Raw genomic sequence first — 19,223 nt, forward strand, 5'->3', positions numbered from 1 at the left:
GATCGGTCTGACCGGTTCTCGACAATGCCCAGGCGCGCGCGGCCTCCGTCAGTTTCCCGTTCGCGCCCCGTCGCTGACCAGCGATGCGCTGTACGACTGATAGATGCCCTGGCGGTACCATGGGCCGGCCTTCAGCATCGCACGCAGCATCTCACGGTCGAAGGCAATCGCCTTCTTGTCGCCATCGACGACGCCGCGCCAATCACGGCTCGCATTGAGCAGAAGATCGTGCGCGTGTTCGGTCTGGTCCTCGGGCTTCATGGCCTTGATCTCTTCCAAGATCCTGTCGACCTCGTCCGAGTTAACCGCTGCGAATTCCATTTCGAACGTTTCGGTGATCCACAAGCCCGACTTGTCCGAGCTCGGCATCTTGATCTTGATCGGCCACCAGTAGGTGTATTCAGCGGTCGGGGCGAACTTCATGGATTTTCCCAAGCTTTGAAGGGCGTTTGAAAGGCGGCACAAACCGCCTTCAGGTGATGGTGAGGTTCAGCTCGTTGGCGCCGAGGCTGGTGAGCATCAGCGGCAGCGAATAGTTGCGGATGTTGTCGGTCTGGCCCGAAGCAGGCCGGCCGATCTGGACGGCGTCGGCTGAGAGCGACACGACGTTGCCTTCAACGGTCCCATGCGTCAGCGCCAGGGCGCCCTTCGTGTGAGCCCCGGCGATCGAGAACCAGTCGATGGTGGCCAGCGACTTCGCTTCCACGACTGCAGTGCCGGTTGCCTGGCGGTCGGTGATCTCAATGCTTTCAGAGCCGATCAGATGGCGCGGTACAACCTGGTTGGCGAGATCGAGGTTCAAGCTCTCGGCGATCGCCGACCAGCCGTGCAGAGACATTGTCGTGTTGGCCTTCGAGACCGGCACCGCATCGATCCACTTGGACTTGTCGACTACCGGCAATGCCGTGTCGGCAATGGTCCCTTGTAGGAATTTCATCGTGAACTGCATGCGCGGAATGCGCTTCGGCGTGAAGCCGAAGGTCACGGTGCCGCGACCACCAAGCCCGATGTGTCTGACGCCGTCTTCGTTCCAATACAGGTCGCTGCTCTCGAAACTGTCGTGGACCAGGTCGTATTGCACGTCGGTGGCCGCAGTGATCGTCTCGGCGAAACCGACCGAGCGAAGCAAAGGACCGTAGGCAGGCGCAGTGCCAAGCACTCCGGAGCCCGCCAGCTCGACCGAGAACTGAGCCTGGATATAGTTGCCCGTCAGATAGATGCCCTGGTGACCAAGCTTCGGCTGCAAGAGATTGCGGGCCTCCTCATCGCCGGCCATTGGCGTGAAGGTCACGTCGCTGAGCTGGATGAAGTTGGCCGCGCCCGTCGGGACAGCATCGGTGCCGTAGACAGTTTCCATCTTGAGCAGGGCGGCGAGTTTCTTGAAGCGGCGGATGGCCATCAGCTATTTTCCCTTCCTGGGCGTGGTGGCCGGCACTGCCGTGCCGGTTTCGGACGTCTGCACCGGAGCAGCGGTCTTGTCAGGGTCCGCTAGCGGGACGGCAATGATCGCCTCGGTCCCGGCGACCTTTTTCAGGCTGCCGTCCTTGCCCCGGATGTAGCTGCCGCCCGCGAGCGGCTTCGTGATCTGCGCCATGTCAGGTTTTCTCCACGAGGTAGTAGCCGGCGCCGAACAGCTCGCGCTGCCAGACGTATCCGTTCTTGGCTTTGAGAAGGTTGGACGAGATGTGCTCGACCACATCGGCATTGTTGACCGTGGCTGGCTCGAAACCGATCAGCGCTTCGCGCACCTTGGCCTTCACTGCTTCGTTGTCTTCGGCGGCGGCGCCACCGGTTCCGTCCGAAACGTTCCGGGTGACGATGATGATGGCGACATCCGCTTCGCATCTTTGGGCCAGCCGGCCGGTCATGCGTTCGTTCGGACTGCTCTGCTCTTCCTCGACCAGCACGAAGGCCGCCGGCGTCGCCTTCGGTTCGCCGTTCAGCGCCGCAAAAGCCGCCGCACCTTCGACCATCCGGAAGATCGGCGGATTGATGTCGCGGAGGCGCTGCTGAAATTCGGACGAGAGTGTCATGGCCGGGCTCCGGAATGGGCATCGGCCTCCGCGCGGAAAGCATCCTCGGCGATCTGCAGGATCTCGGCCTGGTCGGCTTGATCGACATAGAGGTATGGCCGCGCCGGAATGCTGATGCTGTGCGCGCCGATCGAGACGCGGACGGTTTCCTTGCGCTTGCGGGATGCCTTGACGAAGCGCCGGCCGCGATTGGTCTTACCGAAATGGAGATCCTGCTCGCGCGCCGGGATATTTGCTTCGCCGCCGAGCTGCTGAATGGCAGCATAAAGCAGATTGGTGCCGACAGCGGCTTCTGTGTCGGTCGCTTCGCCTGTGATCGAGCTATAGAGCCGGTTGGTCACGCGCAGCATGTGTCCATAGCCGCGCGTGCCCCGGCCGCTGCGCTTGGCGGCCGTACGCGGGCTTAGCTTCTGCCATTTGCCATTCGGGCCGGTCTCACGTTCGAAATGTCGCTGGGTAGCCGTGACCAGGTAGGCGGCGATCGCCGACATGATCGCGCCGGGCTTGGCGGCCAGGTGCTCGATCCGGTCGAGTGTAGCGAGCACGGCCTGGTCGACGAGGCGTAGCTGGATGCCTTTGGTCGCCATCACAGTCCCTTGAGAGTGTCGCGGCGGAATACGCGGGTCGAGGGATTGGCGCGGATCGCACCGCCGCCGGCCTGCTCTGGCATCTGGCCTCCATCGTCGATCGAGACCAGGCCTTTGGCGACATCCTTCAGCCAGGCGAGCGCAAGGGAGTAGTTGCGGGTGACCAGGCTGTCCTTGTCGGCCGCCTCGCCATGCAGGAAGTAGCGCGCGAGATCGGCGGCAACCTTCACCAACACCGGAGGGGCAACCAACAACGGCAGCGAGTACTGCTTGCCGATGTAGCCGTCGATCACGCCGTCCGCGTCCGCAAGTGCCCGGCCAACAACCACATCATCCACCGTGCTCGGCGGAATGTTCGTGCGGTCGGTGAGCTGGGTCAGCTCGCTTGATCCGAACCGGTCGATCAGATCCTGTTTGACCGCATAGCTCATCGGGCGCCCGCCACGAAAAACCAGATGAAATATGCGACCCAGCAGAGGATCGTGCCGGCGGCGGCTACGACAAACCGCAGGAGCGCCGAAACGATCAGCCCAAACGGCGGATACGCGTTGGTGCCGTTTCCGGCAGTCGGCCAGAAGATCGCACCGGCCCAGATCAGGACCGTGAGCGAAAGCGGCACCAGCCAGATGGGCAGGAAGACGTGCACGGTCAGATCAGCTCCACGACCAGGTTCGGTTCGGCAAAGAGGGCCTCCAGCTGCTCGGGGCCTTTGAATGCCTCCATCCGGTGCTCGACCGGCGCCTTTGAGTGGGCGATGCCCGCGCGGCGGAACCCGTCGATCTTCGAACGGACACGAATGCCGCTCGGCACATCCCCATCGGCGCTAGCTGCCTGCCAGGCGTCGATCGCAGCGGCCATGCGCGGAAACTTGGAGCGAAACTCGCCCTCGGCCGTTCCCAGACGCTTCTCCAGATCATCCAACGTCAGCAAGCCTGCGGAGCCGGCCCCATCGCCAGCTCCGCCCTGGTCATCGCTCTGCGGGGGTTCATGGGTGGAGTTCGTCCCCGTCGCCGCCCCCGACGACGGGGCATCCTGGCCTTGTGCAGCTCCTGCCGCTTCCGGGCCGGATGTTTCCTTGGCGGCGTCAGCCACCATTTTGGGGGCTTTCGCCTTCGCTTCACGCAACGCTTTTGCCATCGTTCAATCCTCGTTTTCGGGTCTTTGAAAAACAGCCTCCCAGGGCTGCTTATCGAAGACCCGCCGGCCGGAGCCGGCGGGGGTACGAATTCGGAGTGGAGCCGATCAGGCCAGCCAGGGAACCACGAGCAGCTCGGCCGTGCCGGCCCACGGATTGCTCTCGCCACCGTTGACCAGCTGCGACTGCAGGATCTTGCGGCCGGCGCCTTCGAGGCTGGAGGGCACCACCAAGAGGTCCGGAACCAGGCCGAGCGGCTGACCGTAGTCGGCCTTGAAGCTACCGATGGCGGCGCGCGCCGCCTCATAGTGGGCCGCGTCAAGCGTCTGCTTGGAACCCCAACCGAGCTGCCAGAGGCCGAAGCCGACATTCGCGCGACCGTCGACCCCGTACAGGAATTTCTTCTGGTTGAAGACGTTGTCGTCGGTAGGTTTGTCCTTCGAGACGAAATCGAATGACCTCCGCTCCTGGTAGATGATCGGCTTGATCGGCTTTTTCGTGCAGAGCAGGAACCAGGGTGTGCCGGCGCCACCGTCAGTGTTGGCGACAGAGGCCGTCGAACCATCCGCCTGGATGACCGGGTGGTCGGTGTCGAAGAAATACTGCCCGTCGAAGCAGCTGGTCGTGAACCCGGCCTTCAGCAGCGGCCATACCAGCGTGTCGGGGAACAAGGCGACGTTGTCGCCCATCATCTGGAACAGTGGCCCATAGGTGCCGAGGCTGTCGTCCTCGATGTCGTCGCGATCGACGCCGATGGTCTGTTCGAACGGCCGGTTCTTGATCTCGTAGTCGTACTCGCCAAGGTTCTGGACCAGGCGGTCGCCGATCCATTCCCTGATGCCGGGAATGTTCTGCAGCCAGCCGTATCGTTCCGATTTGTTGGTGGAGTTTACCTTCATAGCGACCCGAGCCTGCTGAGAAGCAGCAGCACCCAGGCCGGCCTGGAAGGTGGTCTTAAAGCCGACGCGCAGGGCGTCGAGGGCAGCGGACGTGATCTTCATGGTGACCCCTAGTTGAATTTGACCCACACGCCATCAGCATCCACGTCGTGGATCTTGCCGGCAGGTGAGCGCGTGTTGGTTCCGTTGGTCTTGGCGACAGTCTGGTCATCGACGCCGTAGCACGTGGCGCCAATGTCGCTGCGGGTGATCAGGTCACCAGCGGAAGAGTTGGCGAACTTGTAAATGCCGCGTCCGACCCGGACATTCTTGTCACCATCGGCGCCGGCCGAGTTGTCAACGGTCTGTTCTGCGCGACCGAGACCGACGAGCGTGGTTACGGTCGCCATCGGGACCGCGAGGCCGGACGCGTTGATGGCCACCAGGCCGCCGGCAAAGATCTTGGTGGCACCCTTCACCGGCGGCTCGGTGATATCGCCCGAGCGTTCCAGCGTGTTGCGGCCCTTTGTGAGCGCGGCCATCAGCGTACCTCCTGTTCAGCGGCTATGGTTTTGCGATACTCGGCCGGAGCAATGCCCAAGGCCGAGCAGATGGCGAGCTGCGCCTCGTCGAGCGCCTCTACGGTCTCGCCCTTCCTCGGCGTCCTCAGCTGCGGGTCGGTCAGCACCGGCGCCGAGCCGACAAACGTCTCGAATTTGGCCGGATCGGACTTGAAGAGGGCCAGGCCCCAATCCTTCAGCGCCGGGATCAGCTTGCCAGCTTTCATCGCCGTGTTGACGGCTTCCTCGGCCTTGTCGTCGCCGACCGTGCTTTCCAGCTTGTTCAGCCTGGTCTGCAGCTCGGTCACGGCAGCGACCGGAACGAACTTGGAGGGGTCGACCTTGCCGGCGATCGCCGACTGGACTGCCGTCACGATCTCCTCGGACTTGGCGGTTGCCGCGAGGCCGGCGGCCTCGGCGAACTTGGTCCGATCGGCGACGATCGAGTTCACCGCCGCCACAATCTCGTCCGGCTTGGCGGTATCGGTGAGCCCGGCAGCCTTGGCGATCGCCGTGCTACTGGTCAGGTAGGAATTGATGGCGGCAACGACGTCGTCTTCGTTCGTGCCCTTGGCGAGGTTCAGGGCCGCAAGGATCTTGTCCATGCTATCTCCGGTCTGGTTGTTGAGGGGGAAGAGTGCACTCGCTGCAACCGCGATCAGGTCGAGATTGGGCGTGTTGGTGAGACCGGCCATGCGGATGGCGAGCACCCGGCCGGAGGTCTTTTCGTGGAAGAAGACGGGCGAGAGATAGCGGTACTCTTTCGCCTTGATCGCTGTCGCCGCCGCTGCGGTCCATTCGACGCGGCCATAGATGCCGTCGTCCTGGGCCTTCAACTCCTTGATCCAACCGGCGGCCGGAGCTTTGCCGCCGACGCCGGGCACGGCGCCGAATACCGCCTGGTGGTCATAGTCGATGGCGAGATCGGTCGAGCCGGCATACTGACGGGTGTTGGCGACGATCCGTTCCATCGACGCCTTGTCGCCCGTGGTCCAGGGACCTTGCCCGTTGCGTCCGGAGAATGTGCCTGCTGGCGTCAGCTGCACCCATTTGTCATCTTCCGCATCGGCTGCGGTCAGCGCAGTCGAGTGGGAGGCGACCAGGGAGGCCGAAAGGAGTGCGGCAAGTGCGTTGTGCATCGCCGGACATTGGCCCGGCTGTTGCCCTCAAATCATGCCCGCGAAGGCGGGCGGTGGTTGGCCGTTGGAGGTTCGAACCGGCGGGACGTGAGCGGACAGGTCGGCCGCCGAATTCGCAGGCGAACGGTAGCCGACAGCTGGGCAACCGGCAAGGCTGTCTGAAAATTCGTCTTCGTTACTGCCTCGCTCGCGGCCGGATAGGCCCTGAAATCGGTTTTGAACGGGTCTACAGCGCGAAACACTCCTTCGCGCGGCAAGTGGGGCGCCCCTAGGGTCAAAACTCAACCAGCTGGCTCCCGCCAATGGCCGAGATACGCTGAATATCGCGAGTCGCTACTTCAACAGGCTGTTGAGGTGCTTGAAGGCCGCTTCAAAGCGATCCTTTGTTACATTCGACACGCTCGGCCATAGCGCGGTCACGTTCTCAGAGAAATAGCGAGCGGGCCTGTAATGTCCGAATGCACCTGACTTGAGCGGATTTTCGGCAAGCCACGCTTCGATTGCCTTAAGGATCCGAGGCTCCTTCGCGTTGAGCTTCGAAGAAGCGATCTTCGCCTTAAGCTGTTTGGCGAATTCCGCGTTGACGAGTTGCACATAGAAATCGCGATCGAACATGTCTTCCACGTCTCCCTCGTCCGTTCCGCTGAAATCTGCATAGGTAGAGACCTGCTTCTTGTTGAGCAGCTTCTTCTTGTACAGGTCCTCGATCAATGGGCGGTCGCTCCTCTGTATGTCGAGCAACGTGGCGACATTCATGCCCTTCTGCGGTGCGAGCAGCGCCACGAACGTCGGGACTTTTCCGCTTCCGCCCACCGGGGTGAGGACCCACCTCTCAGACAAACCGATGCGCCCCTCGCGCTCAAGCTCGGCTGACACAGCCCGCAAGAAGAGCATGTCGGCGGGACCTTCAACGATGAGAGAGTTAGGGCCGATAAAGAGAGTTTGCTGAATTTCGTACCCGAGCGCTCCTTGCAGCGGGAATAGACTGTCTTCGGTCGCATCGAAAACGTTGCTCAGAACCTTCGTGCCGTCCTCCCCTCTCGGAAGCGCCTGGCTGGCATCGATACCAAGGTCCTGAACAATTCGGACCCGCTCGAATTTCGTCGAATCGATCATAAATGGTGAGTGCGTCGTGTAGAGAAGCTGGTGACCGGATAGTTCAGCTTCGAAATAGCGGAGCAAGTCACCCTGAGCGCGCCCATGCAGCGATAGCCCCGGCTCATCGAGTAAGAGGATCACATTCTGCTTCTGGCGTTTGATGTCCTCGTACCAGGCTAAGAAGGAGAAGAACCAGACAAAGCCACGCGAGCGGTTCCGCATGGGTGTGGTGGCCCAATGAACGGTGTCGTAAACCTCACCCCACACGTTGACGCCAGCGCGCATACCTTCTGGGTCCTCAGGTCTCGCATCGCGAACGTCGAACCTCATCTGAATGTGCCGGTTCTGAGACCAATATTTGACGATACGCGTTGTCAAATGATTGCCAGCGCCTTCCAATTTATTTTTCAGTTCGGTGGTATTAGTCGTGGCGACGAGTTTACGAAGGTCGAGGCGAGCAAGATTGATAAGGCCGATCAGCGGGTAATCCGAATCCGCAAGAGTCTGCGCGTCCTCACGGGCGATCAGCGCATTCAGATTCGCCTGCCCCTCCATCTGATAATATTCGTCAAAATACAGATACTTCGGCGCGCGCGGCCAAACCAACGAATTGAAGACGTAATGGCTAAGGCCCTTTTCTTGGACCTTCTTTACAAGCGCCTTAAGCGAAGCGACTGCTTCCGTGGCTTCCGCTGTGTCGAGGGTAGTCGCGAATATGGCCCAATCTGGAGCGTGTGTCAGCTTCGCTTTGAGGTCTTCCGGCAAGGCTGGGTTATCGGCAAGGTGCTTTCGCGCTGCGGCATCATCGGCTATCAGCAAGAACTTGCTCTGGTCATTGCCGTAATATGTCTTTCGAGTAACTGCTTTGTCCTTGAGTACCTTGAGCCCGAAAATGGACGAGACCGCCCGGGCGTCATCGTCATCCAGTTCGTACCGGCATTCAACGACTACTGCCTCGTCTCGCTCACCATTTTCTACGGCGAACCGATAATCCTCAACCTCGCGCTTTGGATAATCGTATGTCACATCGAAGACCGCATCCGCCTTTCGGATGGGATTGGTACGATAGAGTGCGTCTAAGATTGTCGTTTTGCCTGCTTCGTTTTTTCCAACGAAGCAGGTCGTCTGGTTATCGACTTTGATTGGCCCCGAATCCCAGATACTCCGAAATTCGCGAACTCTAAACTCCGTAAGTTTCATGCCTTCGTCCCCGCCCTTATGCCGATCAATTTGACCAATGAAGAGATCGAACTCTAATGGCCTCACTATGACTGGGCGGCCTGTCTCTCGCAATGCGTGTGCCGATCAAAGAAGCGAACGTGGTAAGTGGCCGCCGCAAAACCTTCACTCCGGACGCGGTTCATAGTCATTGGATTTGACCCAGGGCAGGCGCGGTTGTTGGGCGACTTTTGGATGGGCGGTATTACGTGGTGGATCGCACCCACTCTGAGGCACCCGTCTTCCGTGCCAGATCGTGTTCGATCACGCCGATGTAGCCAGCCTTGCCAGGATTGTATGCCCACCCCGGATCGATGCCGTCGGGCACGGTGGTGATCTCCCCGTTGCGCTTGTTCTGATAGGAGCGCATGACACCGGCCACCGGCTCGAACTTTAGCTTCTCGCCCTCACGCAGCAGCCGGTCGATATCGCGCTGGGAGAGGCTCTGCAGGGTACAATGGCAGTTCCAGCCATTCGGGCAGGCATGGGTGTTCCACCAGGGATGATCGATCGGCAGCACCGTATTGTGCCAGATGTGGTGCAGCGGCCGGGGATGTTCCTGGCCTTCTAGATGGACATAGCGAAGGAACGGCCGCTCCGCCTTGCTCTGCTCGAAAGAGGTCCAGTGGCCGGCGGCGTAGCTCACCCGCATGTTCACGTCGAATATGGTGGTCAGGCGCCTGACGCTGCCGAGCTGCGACCAGCGCGTCTCTCCAGTCAGCGGGTCGAAGGCTGGTTGCTGGCCCCACCAGCCCTTCTCCTGGAGCAGCGGCGTCAGCTCGGCGGCGAACTGGCGGAAGGTCTTACCCTCGGAAAGCGCCTTCAATAGGCCCTTGTAGATGTCGTCCAGGATGTCGAAGCCGGCCGACTTCGCGACGGTGAAGCTGCGGGCATGCGCGGCCTGCCATGTGTCCAGCCAGGAGAACTCCGGATCGAGCCGCTGGCCTCTTGCAAACAGCGCGGCGATCGCGTCGCGCGGCGGTACCGGCGTCAGGTTGGCTTCCATTCGCCGGATCTCCGTCAGAGCTGATCGTCGACCACGCCGGCAAGCCGAGCCGCGAAGGCCGAGTTGGCGAGCAGCTCGGTCATCGCCGCCGCGTCGAGGCCGGCGAAGCGCTTCGCCAGCAACCCCTTCACATCATCGACGGAGGAGGCCGCGGCGATCTCCGTTTCGAGGCCGGCGACAATCGGCGAGACTAGCGGCATCCAATCGGCAAGCATGGCGTCGGCAGCGCGCTCGATCGCGTCACGCTTGACCCCGCCAACTGAGTTGACGGCCTGGCCGGGCTTGAGCGGCGGTTCGGGATTGGCGTTCGGGTGGATAGGCACGGCAGCCTTTGGAGCGACCAGCAGTTCCTCTCCAGCCTTTGGCTCGGGCAGGCCGATCTTGTCGAGCATGCTTTTCTTGCTGACCGGCAGGCCGAGCGGCACCAACATGGTGACGTTCTTGACCAGGGCTTCGACGTCCACTTCGTCCGGCCTGCCGATGCAGACCTTGGGGTACTTCTCCTGCGGACCATAGTTCAGGTCGACGAGGGGCCGCACCAGGTCGCGGTTGAGGGTTCCGCGCAACGACTTCGCATCCGCCTTCTCAATGTCGTCACGTACGCCGTCGTGCACCTTGCCGACCGCGTAGCTGCCTTTCTGGGCGTCGGTGGTCGATGTCTGGCCGAGGACGACCTTGGACGTCTGGCGGTCGAGCCAGTCGGCCCGCTTCTCGTAGAGATCGTGGCTGCCGGCGAGATCCGCCTTGATGAACTCGATCGCCATCGAGACCGGCACAATCGCCGAATAGTCGGTGCCGATGTTGGTCACTGCTTCCAGCAGCTTTTCCTTGTCGGCCTCGCTGGCGCCGGCATCATACTTGCCCAATCGCAAAGGCTGCCCATAGGCCTCGCAGAAGATCGCCCAGTCCTTGACCGTGAAGCTCTTGAAGAGGAACGTCCATGCGACGGCGCGCGCCAGGCCACCGCGAATGGGCAGGCCAGACTTGGCCTTGAAGGAGTGGAAGATCCAGCCGAACGGCTTCAGCGGGTCGTTGCTGCCGCCATTGCGCAACAGCGGCGTCTCGCCGCTGACCTGGTCGAAGACAAACCAGCGTGGATCCCGCCACGCAAGGCGCTTCGGCCGCCACTGGCCTTCGGAGGTGTCCCAGAGGATCTCGGTGCAAGAGAAACCCTTGCCGGTGGCGTCGAGGATGTCGCGCAGCTCGACTTCGAATTCGTCGCGGCCGACAAACTGGCGCACCATGTCGGCGATCTCGACGCTTTTGGCGTCGTCGCCTGCCGCCTCAACCGTGATGTCCAGCCCGGCCACCTGGGCCTTGCGGGTGAAGAGCACGGAACCATAGTGCGGATCTCGCTCTTCCATGTCCTCCGCTAGGGCGAGGTAGTCCTCGGGATCGCTGTCGATCGAAGAGCGCAGGATCTGGGCAAGGCGGCCGGGCGTGAGGCCAGCCGCCGGGTGGTGGGCGTTGTGGAGGCGAACGCTGCCGATGGTTGGTGCCGCCTGCTCCTCTTTCAGGGCGGCGGTGTCGACCTTGCGGCCGAAAGCATCATACCAGGTGAAGGCCATCAGTAGATCCCCGAGCTGCGACGAAGCGAGGCCAAACGGAACCCGCCGGATTTCTGGTCAGCCCGATCGCGCCAGCCGTCCCCGTCCTGGGCGCGTTCTTCGAACCGGCTCTTCGGTTGCATCGCCGGCACATAGTCGTATTCGTGCCATTGCATGCGGCTGGCGAAATAGGCGAGCACCAGCGCGACCGCGAAGTCTCCATGCCGCTTCGCCCCGGCCGCACCGACCCGCTCCGGCGGGATCGACGGTATGCCCCGGATGATCTTGACCAGGCGAAGATCCACGGCGTGTTCGGCGTCCCTGGTCAGCGCGATGTTGGCGTCTTCAAAGGCCGTTTTAAGCGGCGGGAAATTCTCGTTGTACCAGTTCTGACTAAGCGTGATCTGCCAGACGAGGCCACCCGGTGTCTTCTCGGTATGCAGGCCGAACGCGCGGCCGAGATCCTCAGCCAGGTTCATGCCGAGGCCGGTGGCATCAATCGCGGCACCGCACAACCTCGGCGACGTCTTCAGCATCAGGGTGGCAATTTCCTTCTGCTCCTGGAACGGCACGTTGCGCAGCTCGACGGTGAGCGCTGACGTGCGGCGCAGCACCTTGTCGATCGACAGCAGCGACATGATTGCCGGGTCAGCCTTGCGCGCCGGGTCATAGCCGAAGGCGTGCTGGCGGTTTTCGTCCAGGCCGTCGAGCGCCTTCTTGATGGCGTCGAGATGCTGCGCCATCAGGTGACGGCGCTCCAGCTCGGGCCGGTGCAGGAAGTCCAGCGGCAGGTCGATGCGGATGACCGGAGCCTCTTCCGGCGTCAGCGTCATGCGCGCTTCGATAAGCGGGCTCGTCAGCCATGCGCCGGAGCCCATGGATGGAACGCAGAACAGCTCTTCGTCGGCGCCGTCGCCATAGAAGTCGATGATGTCCTGTCGCCATTGCGCCTCGGCCTCGGGCGACCACTCGCGGCTGGTCACCAGGCAGATGCGCTCATAAAGCCCTTCCAGCAACGCCTGGTCGAAATCAATCTTCAGGTGGCTGTATTTCGATCGGCCGCCGAGGATGTCTTGGACCTGGACGTTGAATTCGTTGTCGGCGCCGTTGTGGGTCGAGCAGACCACGACCTGGCCGCCCCACATCAAGTTGGCCAGCGCCGCCTTCATTAGCTCTTTCAGGCTGTCGACAAATGCCGCCTCGTCTATGATGACCAGGCCCTGCTTACCGCGAAGGGTGCGCGGTGCCGACGACAGAGCTAGGATCTCGAAGCCGGATGCGAACTGGATGCGAAACGCCTTGATCTGCCGGGTCTCTTCGGGGTGAGCCGGATCGGTGTCATCGAACAGGAACTCTTCCTGGGTAATGGCCGCTTGGGCAAACGCCCGAGCCCACATGGCGCAGGCGTCGATAAATTCCCGTGTCATCTCCTGCGAGTATGAGATGTACATGGCGTCCATGCCGCCGGCATCCTTGGCACGTCCGGCGCGCAAAACGGCATAGGAGGCGAGCGCCCAGGTTTCCCCGATACGCCGGCTCTTCTCGATGAACAGCACGCGGACGGCGCTGGTTTCGAGAAGTGAGACGGTGCGGCTCTGATATCGCAACAGAGCGCTGGGCAAACCCACTTCTGCGATAACGGAATCGATTGCAGAATGATTTCCGTATCGGATTTCGCTCCATTGTCGTTCAGAAAGATATGGACTTTTCTCGCTCATGATCCCACCTCTGGCTCCGGTGAAACATCAGGGTGGCAAACGTGACAAAAGCATTGGATGAACAGGTTTTGAACGACATTCGCGACGCAGCTTTGAAGAGCTTTGCTATTGCAGGGATGGCACATATTCGCGATGTCGAATTTGCTGTTGCGCAGGACTGGTCGCCCGAGGAACAAGCGCGTCATGTGATACAGGCAATTTCTGCCGAGCAGCCAGATTTCGATTTTGCGGATACGATAGACAAGGCGGTGGATAGCAACAAAATTCACGTGGGCGCCGAGTACTTCATGCGAGCTGAATTGGCTGGCATTGTCCTTAAAGCGAGGCCGAAACGCGCGCCTACACCTCAGGATTATGATCCGGCATCGGTTTTCGAAACACCGTTCGTCAAATCGCCAGGCATCGACACCAAAGGCTGACGTCATCGGTCGCTCCTGACGCCGAGAATTTGGGATTTGATCGCCTCGGCCGTGTCGGCCGACATGCCCTTGGCCTTGGCGACGGTGTCGACGGCCTTCTCGACATCGGCCTTGAATTCCTTCGCCACCTTGACGCGCCGATCGTTGGAAACGCTCTGCGCTTGGGTCGCCATCTTCAGCGCCGTGGCCAGCTGCATGGCGCCCACCGGCGCCAGGCCGCTTTCGCCGGCATCGGTCAGCAGCTCGAACACCAGTGTCTTGATCGCCTCGGCGGCGATCAACGTGAGATCGTCGGAACTCTGGGCGTCGAACCGCTTGGAGATGGTGGCCGCGATCTCGCGGGTTTCTTCGAGCCGGCGCGTCATCATTGCCAGCTTGATCGAATACCGGTTGAACGCCGAAAAGGACGGGATGACGAATTCCAGCTCGCCCTTATGCTCGGCCTGCAGGGCCTGCATCTTCAGGAAAAATTCTTCGTAGATATCGGTTTGCGTTCGGTCGCGATCCTGCAGCGCGGTCGCGGCCCAGGTGATGATGGGGCCGCACTCCTCTGGCAGGCGCTCGATCGCCGAAAGCTGACCACGACCTTTGCGCGCCATCTCAGGCCTCCGGCGAGGGACGCGCCACGCCTTCGATGATTGCCCGCCGTTCAACATGGTCGACGCCGCTACGCGTGATGGCGGCAACCATGACGGTGCCGATCTCTGTGACCTTGACCGCGCCCAGCTCGACGAGCTTGCGCAGCTGGGTGCGGACCCATTCACGCGAGCGATTGTGGCCGAAGGCATCGAGCGCCTTCGTCAGCAGCACCTCGTTGAGGCGGCCGTCCGTCTGCTTGTGCAACTCGCGAAGGATGATCAGCCGGGCATCGTAAGTGAGGTAGGCGTCAAAGTCGGTCATTCGCTCTTCGATCCTGATAGCAAGAAGTTCTCCATGCGGTGGACCGTGCGGGCGATGCCGTTGACCACCTCGGCCTGTGCGCCGGCGTTGCCCTTGATGTCGGAGACGGCGAGACGAAGATCCATGAAGGCTGCCGCATCGGGCAGATGCTTCATTTCGCTTTCGATCGACTGGATGCGCGTGCCGTGGTTATCGAGCGTCTTCTCCACCTCGGCCTGCCGTTCGTCCGCCTTCTTCTTGTGGGCGTCGAGGTCGGTGGCTGTCTTCTTGGCGCCGGAAGTCAGCAAGGTGTAGACCACCGTTCCGATCGACAGGATCGTCGAGATGGCGACCAGCCAGGGCATCATCGGGGTAATGTCCATCAGGCACGTCTCCGGCTTTGTCGTTCGATGAAGGTTTCGCAGTCGATGCACCTGGTGGTGGTCGGCACGGCCTGGCGGCGGGCGTCGGGGATGCGCTCACCGCAGTCGCAGAATGATGACGCGGTGACATCGATGGCGGCCCGGATCGCCTGCTGGACACGCCGGATGCCGGCCGCGCGCTCTTCCTCGGCGCGGCGGTCAGCCAGTTCGAAGGCGCGATTGGAGACGCTCATTTGGGCTCCCTCGCGGCCTTCGTCCCGTCGTACCAGGCGGCGCAGGCGTCGGTCTGCTTGTTGGCGTCACCAAGGGCGAGGTCGGCCTTCTTGTTGGCGACGCCGAGCTTGTCGCCAAGCTTCACGCCGCTGAAGTGATGGCGTCTGCAATCGCCCGGAAAGTCCGGCATGCGGCGCGCCTCGGCGACCGCGCGATCGGCTTCGGTCAAGGCTTCGCCGACGACGCCGGCCTTGGCCTTGTCGGCATATGCCTTGTCCAACGCGGCCTTATCGGTTGTGCAGGCTGTCAAGCAGCTGCTGATCAACCAGGCCGTCATCGCGAGCTTGAAGCGCTGCGAGATCATCCTCGGCTTTCCTTTTTTCGGCGTCTGTCAGTGTGAGTGTGGTTTCGAGGGTGACGCGGGCAGAGCGCTCGTCGGCGGCGATCTTGCCGGCCTCGTCGGCCTTGCCATCGCTCCAGGCACGCAGCCGGCGCTGTTCGGTCACCTCGGCCTGGAGTGCGTCGAGCTGGGCGCCAGCGACAAGCTCGGTCACCGCCTTGTCGACGGCCTGGCGCACGGCCGAGACCTTGTCGATCCAGAGCCATGCGCCACCGGCCAGAAAAGCCCACACCGGAAGCGTGACGCCGAATGTCAGGACAGGCAGCACCCACGTCTTGAAGAGCAACCAGGCCGTCGCGCCCATCTAGGCAGCGCCCAGCATGCAAAGCGCCTTCTCACGCTTGCGCCGCTCGAACAGACCGCGCAGCACTCTGCCACCGCCTTTGTCGAACCAGGTCAGTGCCTGGCACCCGCCGACGATGTCGCCCTCGTTGAGGCGGCGGGTCGCGGTGCTCTTGCCGATCCCGGCAAAGCCGACGTTGAAAGCTGTCGAGGTGTAGGCAGCGTCACGCGTCGGCGGCAGGCGGGTGGCGATCGTCGTCGGTGTGAAATAGCGGTGCAATCCGGTCCGGTGCTCGGCCACCTCTAACCAGAGCAGGGCAAGGCATTCTTGATGGCTCTTGACCATGCCGAGATGCACGCCACGCGTCGAGCCGAAGCAGATCGTTGGCACCCCCACGGCGTCAAGGTAGGCGCGGTTTCGCTCACCTTCTTCCTTGGCGATGAATGGCACCGCGATCTGCAGCGTCTGGGCCTCGGTCGCGACGGCTGCGTTGCCTCGGCCGAGGTCAAGGCTTTCGGCCTTGGACGGCGTCGCCAGGATCAGCGCCAGCGCCACGATGACGGCGCCTATGGCGATGATGCGCAGCCATTCCACCAGGGGCGAAACGCCTTGCTGCCATACGCGACCGATGATGCCGGCCAGCAAAAGCAGCACACCTATCCACCAGAAGAAATAGGGGTCGTAGTCATTGCCGGTCAGGCGGTAGTACAGTTCGGGCAGAATGAGAGCTGCGACGCCCAACACCTGCATCCAGAAACTGAGCGAAAGAAGCACCACCCGGCGCCAGTTGTCTACGAGTTTGGCCTCGATACGGGCGCCGAACGCTTTGATCGCATCCATCATGATCCGCCTTGTGAAAATCGGCCGGAGCAAATCTCCGGCCGTTTCACAGCACCATGCCTCCGGCAGCGGGCGGCAATCATGCCCGCCGTGGCGGGCGGTCGGTCAACGGTTGGAAAAGAGATCGATCTGGCGCGGGTCGCGGCTGCCCTTGGCGGGCTTTCCCGGCATGCGGCGGAACAGCTTGTCCACACCGGTTTCCGTCATTCCGAGGCGACGGGCGATATCGGCGTTCGAATGTCCGATGCCGCGATAGTGCCGCGCGCGCTGCTCTCGTGCAAGAGGGACGCGCAGATAGGTTCCGGAGTAGCGATTGCCGAGCTTGGTGGCAACAGCCGTGCCGAGATGCTTGGCGATCTCCGTCGTGTCGCCCGATCGCGGCACGTAAAGGCGCGTTCCGCCGAACGCTTCGACCAGGCGCAGGAAATCATCCGCGCCAAGGAGGCCGAGCAGTTCAGCGGATCGCAGTTCTTCGCTCACGCCACCTCCAGCCGAAGATTGCGCATCGTGGTGGTCAGCGTCTCGCGGTTCGGCCCGTGCCAGATCAGGCAGAGCGTGTAGAGGCCGCTCCGGCAGCGGTAGAGGGCAGAATGCTTGGTGAGCGTCCAGTCGCATCCCATGGCCGCCGCAAGGGCATTGCTGGCCAGCTCCGAGGCGGCGTAGGCCTCGATCTTGGCGAAGTCGATCTTGACCCGGCCTGTGTGACGACGACGCGCGCTCATGCTGGCTCCCATTCAATAAGGACGCCCTGGAAGCGCCCGATGCCGTGATGTTGCAGCCAGAACTGGCCCATGTTTTCGCGGGCGGCGTCGCCGCGAAGCCCGAGGTCGAAGACGAACCAGGGCGCAAAGCCGTCAGCGCGGCAGAACAGTTCGATCTCCTCGCGATGGAGCGGAATGCCTTCAATGGCGATGCTGACGATCGCCACCGCCATCAGGTCGCTGACGGCGATCTCGATCGAGCGGACGCGGGTGCAGATCGGGTCGTGATCGACCAGCTTGCGGCAGTGGATCGTCCGCATGCCCTGGTAGAGCTGGACCGGTTCGCCTGGCCGGGCATGCCTCTTGCGATCGGCGCGCACGGTCTGCCGTTTGGTCAGCCCCGATACCTGCGGAGCGAACATCGCCTTGAAGCTATAGGCGACCATCAGCGCGTTCCTTCGAATGCGATCTGGGTCGCCAGATAGCGCTCCCGAAGTGTGGTCGGTGCGGGAGGCCCTTCCGGGCCGAGATCCGGCCACCAGTCGTCCGCGCCGAGTATCCAGAGATGCCGCATCGGAAGATTGTTCACGACGCGATCGGCCGGCGGATAGACTTCGATCGCTGTCGCCGTCTCGCCGGCCACGCGGTCCTTGATGGCCTGCAGCTCTTCCCAGCCGATCGCGCCGTCATGCTCGACCGAGATCAAGCCCAACTCTCGATCGAGATAGACGCGGAACGCGGCGCGCCATTCCGTCGGCCACGTGGCGGCGCCGCGCGCCAGAACAGGCCTTGCGTTCCTCATGCTTGCTTCGCCTTCCTGACCATGTCGCCGAGGGTGTTCATCACGGCCGGCCAGTCGCGGTCCGTCATCTGGTCGAGCGGCTTGGCGTTGTCCCAGGTGAACTGCCGGAAGCCCTTCGGGTCGACGGCCTTGAAAACCGACAGAACCTGCCACTGTGCGAGTGCAATTTTTGCACCGTTCGGATGCTGCCAGCCGGGCAGATGCACGCCTTGCGTCCAGTCGACGCCAGCCTCCCGCGTCATCCATGCCTTGAGCGCGTCGATCGCCTTGGCGGCGTCTTCCGCGTCGAGCAGGAAACGGGTGTGTTCGATGCCGGTCTGCCGCTTGACGAAGGACAGCATGGCGGCATCCGTCCGGTCGCGGACGATGGCGAGGTTCCAGGCGGCGATCCACAGCGCCTGGAGCTTCTTGGCGAATGGCCCTTGAAGGCCCTTTTCAGCAGCCTTGAAACCCCGTTGGCGCTGCTCGTTGATGATCAGCCGCAGCTCGCGCCCGTTCATCTCGCGAAGGCTGCGCTTGCCGGTGACACGCTCGTAGAGATCCCGCGCGGTATCATCGTCTAGTCCGAGCTGCTTATTGGCGACGTGGATCGACGAGAAAGCGCTCACAGAACACCCCCACATGTGTATGTTTGCTGCCGAACAAAGGGGGGCGATCTATGGCTACAGACAGACTTGACCGAATTGCTCTTGTGCTCAGCGCCGGGGCCATTGGATTCTGCTTCGGCGAATGGCTCGCACCGGCCATGAAGGATCAGCGTATACAATGGGAGACGTTGATCACCGGGATGTTGGCCATAGCTGCTGCCGCTTGGTCGGTTCGCGCAGCCATGCGCGTCGACAATGAGCAAGAGCGACGTCACAGGGAGATTTACCGTCTGACCTTGCGCGCCGACAGGCTGCGAGTTCAGCGGGCGCAGCATCCGGCCAGCGTCTGGCTTAGAAAAGTCCACGCCGAGGGAAATCACTGGCTCGAACGATATGAGAGCGAGCGCGTTAAAGGCGTCGCGCCTTCCGAAGAGGTCATGGATGGCTTGCTGATCGAGGCCGATAAATTCGTAAATTCGGTACGCGATGTTTCGCTTGCAGATGCTGCGGACCTTTTTGACCCCTTGATGACGCAGCGCTACAGACTGTTGATGGCAAGGGCCGGAAAGATCGAGCAAGCCGCATCGTACTTGCGGGCCCATCGCTTGGTGGTCACTCTTCCCGGCAACCAGAACGAACTGCCAAAGTTTACGGCGGGCTTGGTCGTAGTATTTAATGCGATCCTCGGCGAGGCGGATGTCTTCGCTGATGACCTCACCAAATTGGCATTTGAATATACTACGGACTCGCCACGAGCCCGGGTACGCCACTGATGCTGATATCGCTGGTCCCATGGC

Annotated in this window: 29 protein-coding genes; 2 read left to right on the top strand and 27 right to left on the bottom strand. The window is 62.0% G+C overall.

What is annotated here, in order from left to right; all coding sequences use genetic code 11:
- Window positions 1-48 precede the first annotated feature (48 nt).
- The 15 genes from BLS48_RS00590 to BLS48_RS00660 all read right to left on the bottom strand — a co-directional run bounded on the left by BLS48_RS00590 (window position 49) and on the right by BLS48_RS00660 (window position 12,808).
- Window positions 49-423 (bottom strand): hypothetical protein, encoded by a 375-nt coding sequence (locus tag BLS48_RS00590; RefSeq protein WP_091574679.1) that lies wholly within the window; start codon window positions 421-423, stop codon window positions 49-51.
- Window positions 424-472: 49 nt separating this feature from the next.
- Window positions 473-1,399: a phage tail tube protein gene (locus BLS48_RS00595; RefSeq protein WP_091574680.1), complete on the bottom strand. Its 927-nt coding sequence runs from the start codon at window positions 1,397-1,399 to the stop codon at window positions 473-475.
- 3 nt (window positions 1,400-1,402) lie between these two features.
- Window positions 1,403-1,594, bottom strand: coding sequence for a hypothetical protein (locus BLS48_RS00600; RefSeq protein ID WP_091574682.1), 192 nt, complete (start codon window positions 1,592-1,594; stop codon window positions 1,403-1,405).
- Window position 1,595: 1 nt separating this feature from the next.
- Complete coding sequence (locus BLS48_RS00605; protein WP_091574685.1) at window positions 1,596-2,033, bottom strand: phage tail terminator protein; 438 nt, start codon at window positions 2,031-2,033, stop codon at window positions 1,596-1,598.
- Window positions 2,030-2,620, bottom strand: coding sequence for a phage virion morphogenesis protein (locus tag BLS48_RS00610; protein WP_091574686.1), 591 nt, complete (start codon window positions 2,618-2,620; stop codon window positions 2,030-2,032). The genes BLS48_RS00605 and BLS48_RS00610 overlap by 4 nt, the downstream gene beginning before the upstream one ends.
- The gene (locus BLS48_RS00615; RefSeq protein ID WP_091574689.1) at window positions 2,620-3,051 is read right to left on the bottom strand and encodes a gp436 family protein; all 432 of its coding nucleotides are present in this window, start codon (window positions 3,049-3,051) and stop codon (window positions 2,620-2,622) included. Before BLS48_RS00615 ends, BLS48_RS00610 begins: the two co-directional genes overlap by 1 nt.
- Window positions 3,048-3,266 carry a hypothetical protein gene (locus BLS48_RS00620; protein ID WP_091574690.1) on the bottom strand — a complete coding sequence of 73 codons (219 nt, stop codon included), beginning with the start codon at window positions 3,264-3,266 and terminating at the stop codon, window positions 3,048-3,050. The genes BLS48_RS00615 and BLS48_RS00620 overlap by 4 nt, the downstream gene beginning before the upstream one ends.
- Before the next feature lie 2 nt (window positions 3,267-3,268).
- Window positions 3,269-3,757 (bottom strand): HI1506-related protein, encoded by a 489-nt coding sequence (locus BLS48_RS00625; protein WP_091574693.1) that lies wholly within the window; start codon window positions 3,755-3,757, stop codon window positions 3,269-3,271.
- Between the two features lie 105 nt (window positions 3,758-3,862).
- Window positions 3,863-4,756, bottom strand: coding sequence for a Mu-like prophage major head subunit gpT family protein (locus BLS48_RS00630; protein ID WP_091574695.1), 894 nt, complete (start codon window positions 4,754-4,756; stop codon window positions 3,863-3,865).
- A gap of 8 nt (window positions 4,757-4,764) precedes the next feature.
- Window positions 4,765-5,175 carry a hypothetical protein gene (locus BLS48_RS00635; RefSeq protein WP_091574697.1) on the bottom strand — a complete coding sequence of 137 codons (411 nt, stop codon included), beginning with the start codon at window positions 5,173-5,175 and terminating at the stop codon, window positions 4,765-4,767.
- Window positions 5,175-6,332, bottom strand: coding sequence for a phage protease (locus BLS48_RS00640; RefSeq protein WP_091574699.1), 1,158 nt, complete (start codon window positions 6,330-6,332; stop codon window positions 5,175-5,177). Before BLS48_RS00640 ends, BLS48_RS00635 begins: the two co-directional genes overlap by 1 nt.
- A gap of 333 nt (window positions 6,333-6,665) precedes the next feature.
- The gene (locus tag BLS48_RS00645; protein WP_091575604.1) at window positions 6,666-8,630 is read right to left on the bottom strand and encodes an ATP-dependent nuclease; all 1,965 of its coding nucleotides are present in this window, start codon (window positions 8,628-8,630) and stop codon (window positions 6,666-6,668) included.
- 223 nt (window positions 8,631-8,853) lie between these two features.
- On the bottom strand, window positions 8,854-9,654 hold the full coding sequence (locus BLS48_RS00650) for a phage head morphogenesis protein (RefSeq protein WP_091574702.1): 801 nt from the start codon (window positions 9,652-9,654) through the stop codon (window positions 8,854-8,856).
- A 14-nt stretch (window positions 9,655-9,668) separates the two neighbouring features.
- Window positions 9,669-11,222: a DUF935 domain-containing protein gene (locus BLS48_RS00655; RefSeq protein WP_091574703.1), complete on the bottom strand. Its 1,554-nt coding sequence runs from the start codon at window positions 11,220-11,222 to the stop codon at window positions 9,669-9,671.
- On the bottom strand, window positions 11,222-12,808 hold the full coding sequence (locus tag BLS48_RS00660) for a terminase large subunit domain-containing protein (protein WP_244529480.1): 1,587 nt from the start codon (window positions 12,806-12,808) through the stop codon (window positions 11,222-11,224). Before BLS48_RS00660 ends, BLS48_RS00655 begins: the two co-directional genes overlap by 1 nt.
- Window positions 12,809-12,960: 152 nt before the next feature.
- Here BLS48_RS00660 and BLS48_RS00665 point away from each other — a divergent pair, with 152 nt between their 5' ends.
- The gene (locus BLS48_RS00665) at window positions 12,961-13,338 is read left to right on the top strand and encodes a hypothetical protein (RefSeq protein WP_143019363.1); all 378 of its coding nucleotides are present in this window, start codon (window positions 12,961-12,963) and stop codon (window positions 13,336-13,338) included.
- A 2-nt stretch (window positions 13,339-13,340) separates the two neighbouring features.
- Here BLS48_RS00665 and BLS48_RS00670 read toward each other — a convergent pair whose 3' ends face one another.
- The 12 genes from BLS48_RS00670 to BLS48_RS00725 form a co-directional block, all read right to left on the bottom strand.
- Complete coding sequence (locus tag BLS48_RS00670) at window positions 13,341-13,937, bottom strand: DUF3486 family protein (protein WP_091574710.1); 597 nt, start codon at window positions 13,935-13,937, stop codon at window positions 13,341-13,343.
- 1 nt (window position 13,938) lies between these two features.
- Window positions 13,939-14,238, bottom strand: a complete 300-nt coding sequence (locus tag BLS48_RS00675; protein ID WP_091574713.1) for a VpaChn25_0724 family phage protein — start codon at window positions 14,236-14,238, stop codon at window positions 13,939-13,941.
- Window positions 14,235-14,600, bottom strand: coding sequence for a DUF2730 family protein (locus BLS48_RS00680; protein WP_143019364.1), 366 nt, complete (start codon window positions 14,598-14,600; stop codon window positions 14,235-14,237). The genes BLS48_RS00675 and BLS48_RS00680 overlap by 4 nt, the downstream gene beginning before the upstream one ends.
- Entirely contained in the window at window positions 14,600-14,833 is a 234-nt protein-coding gene (locus BLS48_RS00685) for a TraR/DksA C4-type zinc finger protein (RefSeq protein WP_091574717.1), read from the bottom strand. Before BLS48_RS00685 ends, BLS48_RS00680 begins: the two co-directional genes overlap by 1 nt.
- Complete coding sequence (locus BLS48_RS00690) at window positions 14,830-15,093, bottom strand: hypothetical protein (RefSeq protein WP_091574718.1); 264 nt, start codon at window positions 15,091-15,093, stop codon at window positions 14,830-14,832. The genes BLS48_RS00685 and BLS48_RS00690 overlap by 4 nt, the downstream gene beginning before the upstream one ends.
- Window positions 15,094-15,100: 7 nt before the next feature.
- Window positions 15,101-15,517, bottom strand: a complete 417-nt coding sequence (locus BLS48_RS00695) for a hypothetical protein (protein WP_091574721.1) — start codon at window positions 15,515-15,517, stop codon at window positions 15,101-15,103.
- Window positions 15,518-16,336, bottom strand: a complete 819-nt coding sequence (locus BLS48_RS00700; RefSeq protein WP_167364895.1) for a lysozyme — start codon at window positions 16,334-16,336, stop codon at window positions 15,518-15,520.
- A gap of 105 nt (window positions 16,337-16,441) precedes the next feature.
- Complete coding sequence (locus BLS48_RS00705) at window positions 16,442-16,816, bottom strand: hypothetical protein (protein WP_091574727.1); 375 nt, start codon at window positions 16,814-16,816, stop codon at window positions 16,442-16,444.
- Window positions 16,813-17,058 (bottom strand): hypothetical protein, encoded by a 246-nt coding sequence (locus BLS48_RS00710; RefSeq protein ID WP_143019365.1) that lies wholly within the window; start codon window positions 17,056-17,058, stop codon window positions 16,813-16,815. Before BLS48_RS00710 ends, BLS48_RS00705 begins: the two co-directional genes overlap by 4 nt.
- Window positions 17,055-17,483, bottom strand: coding sequence for a hypothetical protein (locus BLS48_RS00715; protein WP_091574730.1), 429 nt, complete (start codon window positions 17,481-17,483; stop codon window positions 17,055-17,057). Before BLS48_RS00715 ends, BLS48_RS00710 begins: the two co-directional genes overlap by 4 nt.
- Window positions 17,483-17,839: a DUF7694 domain-containing protein gene (locus tag BLS48_RS00720; RefSeq protein WP_091574732.1), complete on the bottom strand. Its 357-nt coding sequence runs from the start codon at window positions 17,837-17,839 to the stop codon at window positions 17,483-17,485. The genes BLS48_RS00715 and BLS48_RS00720 overlap by 1 nt, the downstream gene beginning before the upstream one ends.
- Window positions 17,836-18,447: a regulatory protein GemA gene (locus BLS48_RS00725; RefSeq protein WP_244529481.1), complete on the bottom strand. Its 612-nt coding sequence runs from the start codon at window positions 18,445-18,447 to the stop codon at window positions 17,836-17,838. The genes BLS48_RS00720 and BLS48_RS00725 overlap by 4 nt, the downstream gene beginning before the upstream one ends.
- 50 nt (window positions 18,448-18,497) lie before the next feature.
- On the opposite strand from BLS48_RS00725, the gene BLS48_RS00730 reads away from it, so the two are divergent.
- On the top strand, window positions 18,498-19,199 hold the full coding sequence (locus BLS48_RS00730) for a hypothetical protein (protein ID WP_091574735.1): 702 nt from the start codon (window positions 18,498-18,500) through the stop codon (window positions 19,197-19,199).
- Window positions 19,200-19,223: the final 24 nt, after the last annotated feature.

Source organism: Mesorhizobium qingshengii, assembly GCF_900103325.1.
GTDB classification, from domain to species: domain Bacteria; phylum Pseudomonadota; class Alphaproteobacteria; order Rhizobiales; family Rhizobiaceae; genus Mesorhizobium; species Mesorhizobium qingshengii.

Excerpts from the sequence above, each read along its gene's own strand:
- BLS48_RS00685 (WP_091574717.1), bottom strand. The coding sequence starts at position 14,833 with ATGAGCGTCTCCAATCGCGCCTTCGAACTGGCTGACCGCCGCGCCGAG.
- BLS48_RS00610 (WP_091574686.1), bottom strand. The coding sequence starts at position 2,620 with ATGGCGACCAAAGGCATCCAGCTACGCCTCGTCGACCAGGCCGTGCTC.
- BLS48_RS00625 (WP_091574693.1), bottom strand. The coding sequence starts at position 3,757 with ATGGCAAAAGCGTTGCGTGAAGCGAAGGCGAAAGCCCCCAAAATGGTG.
- BLS48_RS00615 (WP_091574689.1), bottom strand. The coding sequence starts at position 3,051 with ATGAGCTATGCGGTCAAACAGGATCTGATCGACCGGTTCGGATCAAGC.
- BLS48_RS00635 (WP_091574697.1), bottom strand. The coding sequence starts at position 5,175 with ATGGCCGCGCTCACAAAGGGCCGCAACACGCTGGAACGCTCGGGCGAT.
- BLS48_RS00600 (WP_091574682.1), bottom strand. The coding sequence starts at position 1,594 with ATGGCGCAGATCACGAAGCCGCTCGCGGGCGGCAGCTACATCCGGGGC.
- BLS48_RS00595 (WP_091574680.1), bottom strand. The coding sequence starts at position 1,399 with ATGGCCATCCGCCGCTTCAAGAAACTCGCCGCCCTGCTCAAGATGGAA.
- BLS48_RS00605 (WP_091574685.1), bottom strand. The coding sequence starts at position 2,033 with ATGACACTCTCGTCCGAATTTCAGCAGCGCCTCCGCGACATCAATCCG.
- BLS48_RS00715 (WP_091574730.1), bottom strand. The coding sequence starts at position 17,483 with ATGGTCGCCTATAGCTTCAAGGCGATGTTCGCTCCGCAGGTATCGGGG.
- BLS48_RS00675 (WP_091574713.1), bottom strand. The coding sequence starts at position 14,238 with ATGACCGACTTTGACGCCTACCTCACTTACGATGCCCGGCTGATCATC.
- BLS48_RS00670 (WP_091574710.1), bottom strand. The coding sequence starts at position 13,937 with ATGGCGCGCAAAGGTCGTGGTCAGCTTTCGGCGATCGAGCGCCTGCCA.
- BLS48_RS00700 (WP_167364895.1), bottom strand. The coding sequence starts at position 16,336 with ATGGATGCGATCAAAGCGTTCGGCGCCCGTATCGAGGCCAAACTCGTA.
- BLS48_RS00695 (WP_091574721.1), bottom strand. The coding sequence starts at position 15,517 with ATGGGCGCGACGGCCTGGTTGCTCTTCAAGACGTGGGTGCTGCCTGTC.
- BLS48_RS00645 (WP_091575604.1), bottom strand. The coding sequence starts at position 8,630 with ATGAAACTTACGGAGTTTAGAGTTCGCGAATTTCGGAGTATCTGGGAT.
- BLS48_RS00630 (WP_091574695.1), bottom strand. The coding sequence starts at position 4,756 with ATGAAGATCACGTCCGCTGCCCTCGACGCCCTGCGCGTCGGCTTTAAG.
- BLS48_RS00730 (WP_091574735.1), top strand. The coding sequence starts at position 18,498 with ATGGCTACAGACAGACTTGACCGAATTGCTCTTGTGCTCAGCGCCGGG.
- BLS48_RS00640 (WP_091574699.1), bottom strand. The coding sequence starts at position 6,332 with ATGCACAACGCACTTGCCGCACTCCTTTCGGCCTCCCTGGTCGCCTCC.
- BLS48_RS00590 (WP_091574679.1), bottom strand. The coding sequence starts at position 423 with ATGAAGTTCGCCCCGACCGCTGAATACACCTACTGGTGGCCGATCAAG.
- BLS48_RS00650 (WP_091574702.1), bottom strand. The coding sequence starts at position 9,654 with ATGGAAGCCAACCTGACGCCGGTACCGCCGCGCGACGCGATCGCCGCG.
- BLS48_RS00655 (WP_091574703.1), bottom strand. The coding sequence starts at position 11,222 with ATGGCCTTCACCTGGTATGATGCTTTCGGCCGCAAGGTCGACACCGCC.
- BLS48_RS00680 (WP_143019364.1), bottom strand. The coding sequence starts at position 14,600 with ATGGACATTACCCCGATGATGCCCTGGCTGGTCGCCATCTCGACGATC.
- BLS48_RS00710 (WP_143019365.1), bottom strand. The coding sequence starts at position 17,058 with ATGAGCGCGCGTCGTCGTCACACAGGCCGGGTCAAGATCGACTTCGCC.
- BLS48_RS00720 (WP_091574732.1), bottom strand. The coding sequence starts at position 17,839 with ATGAGGAACGCAAGGCCTGTTCTGGCGCGCGGCGCCGCCACGTGGCCG.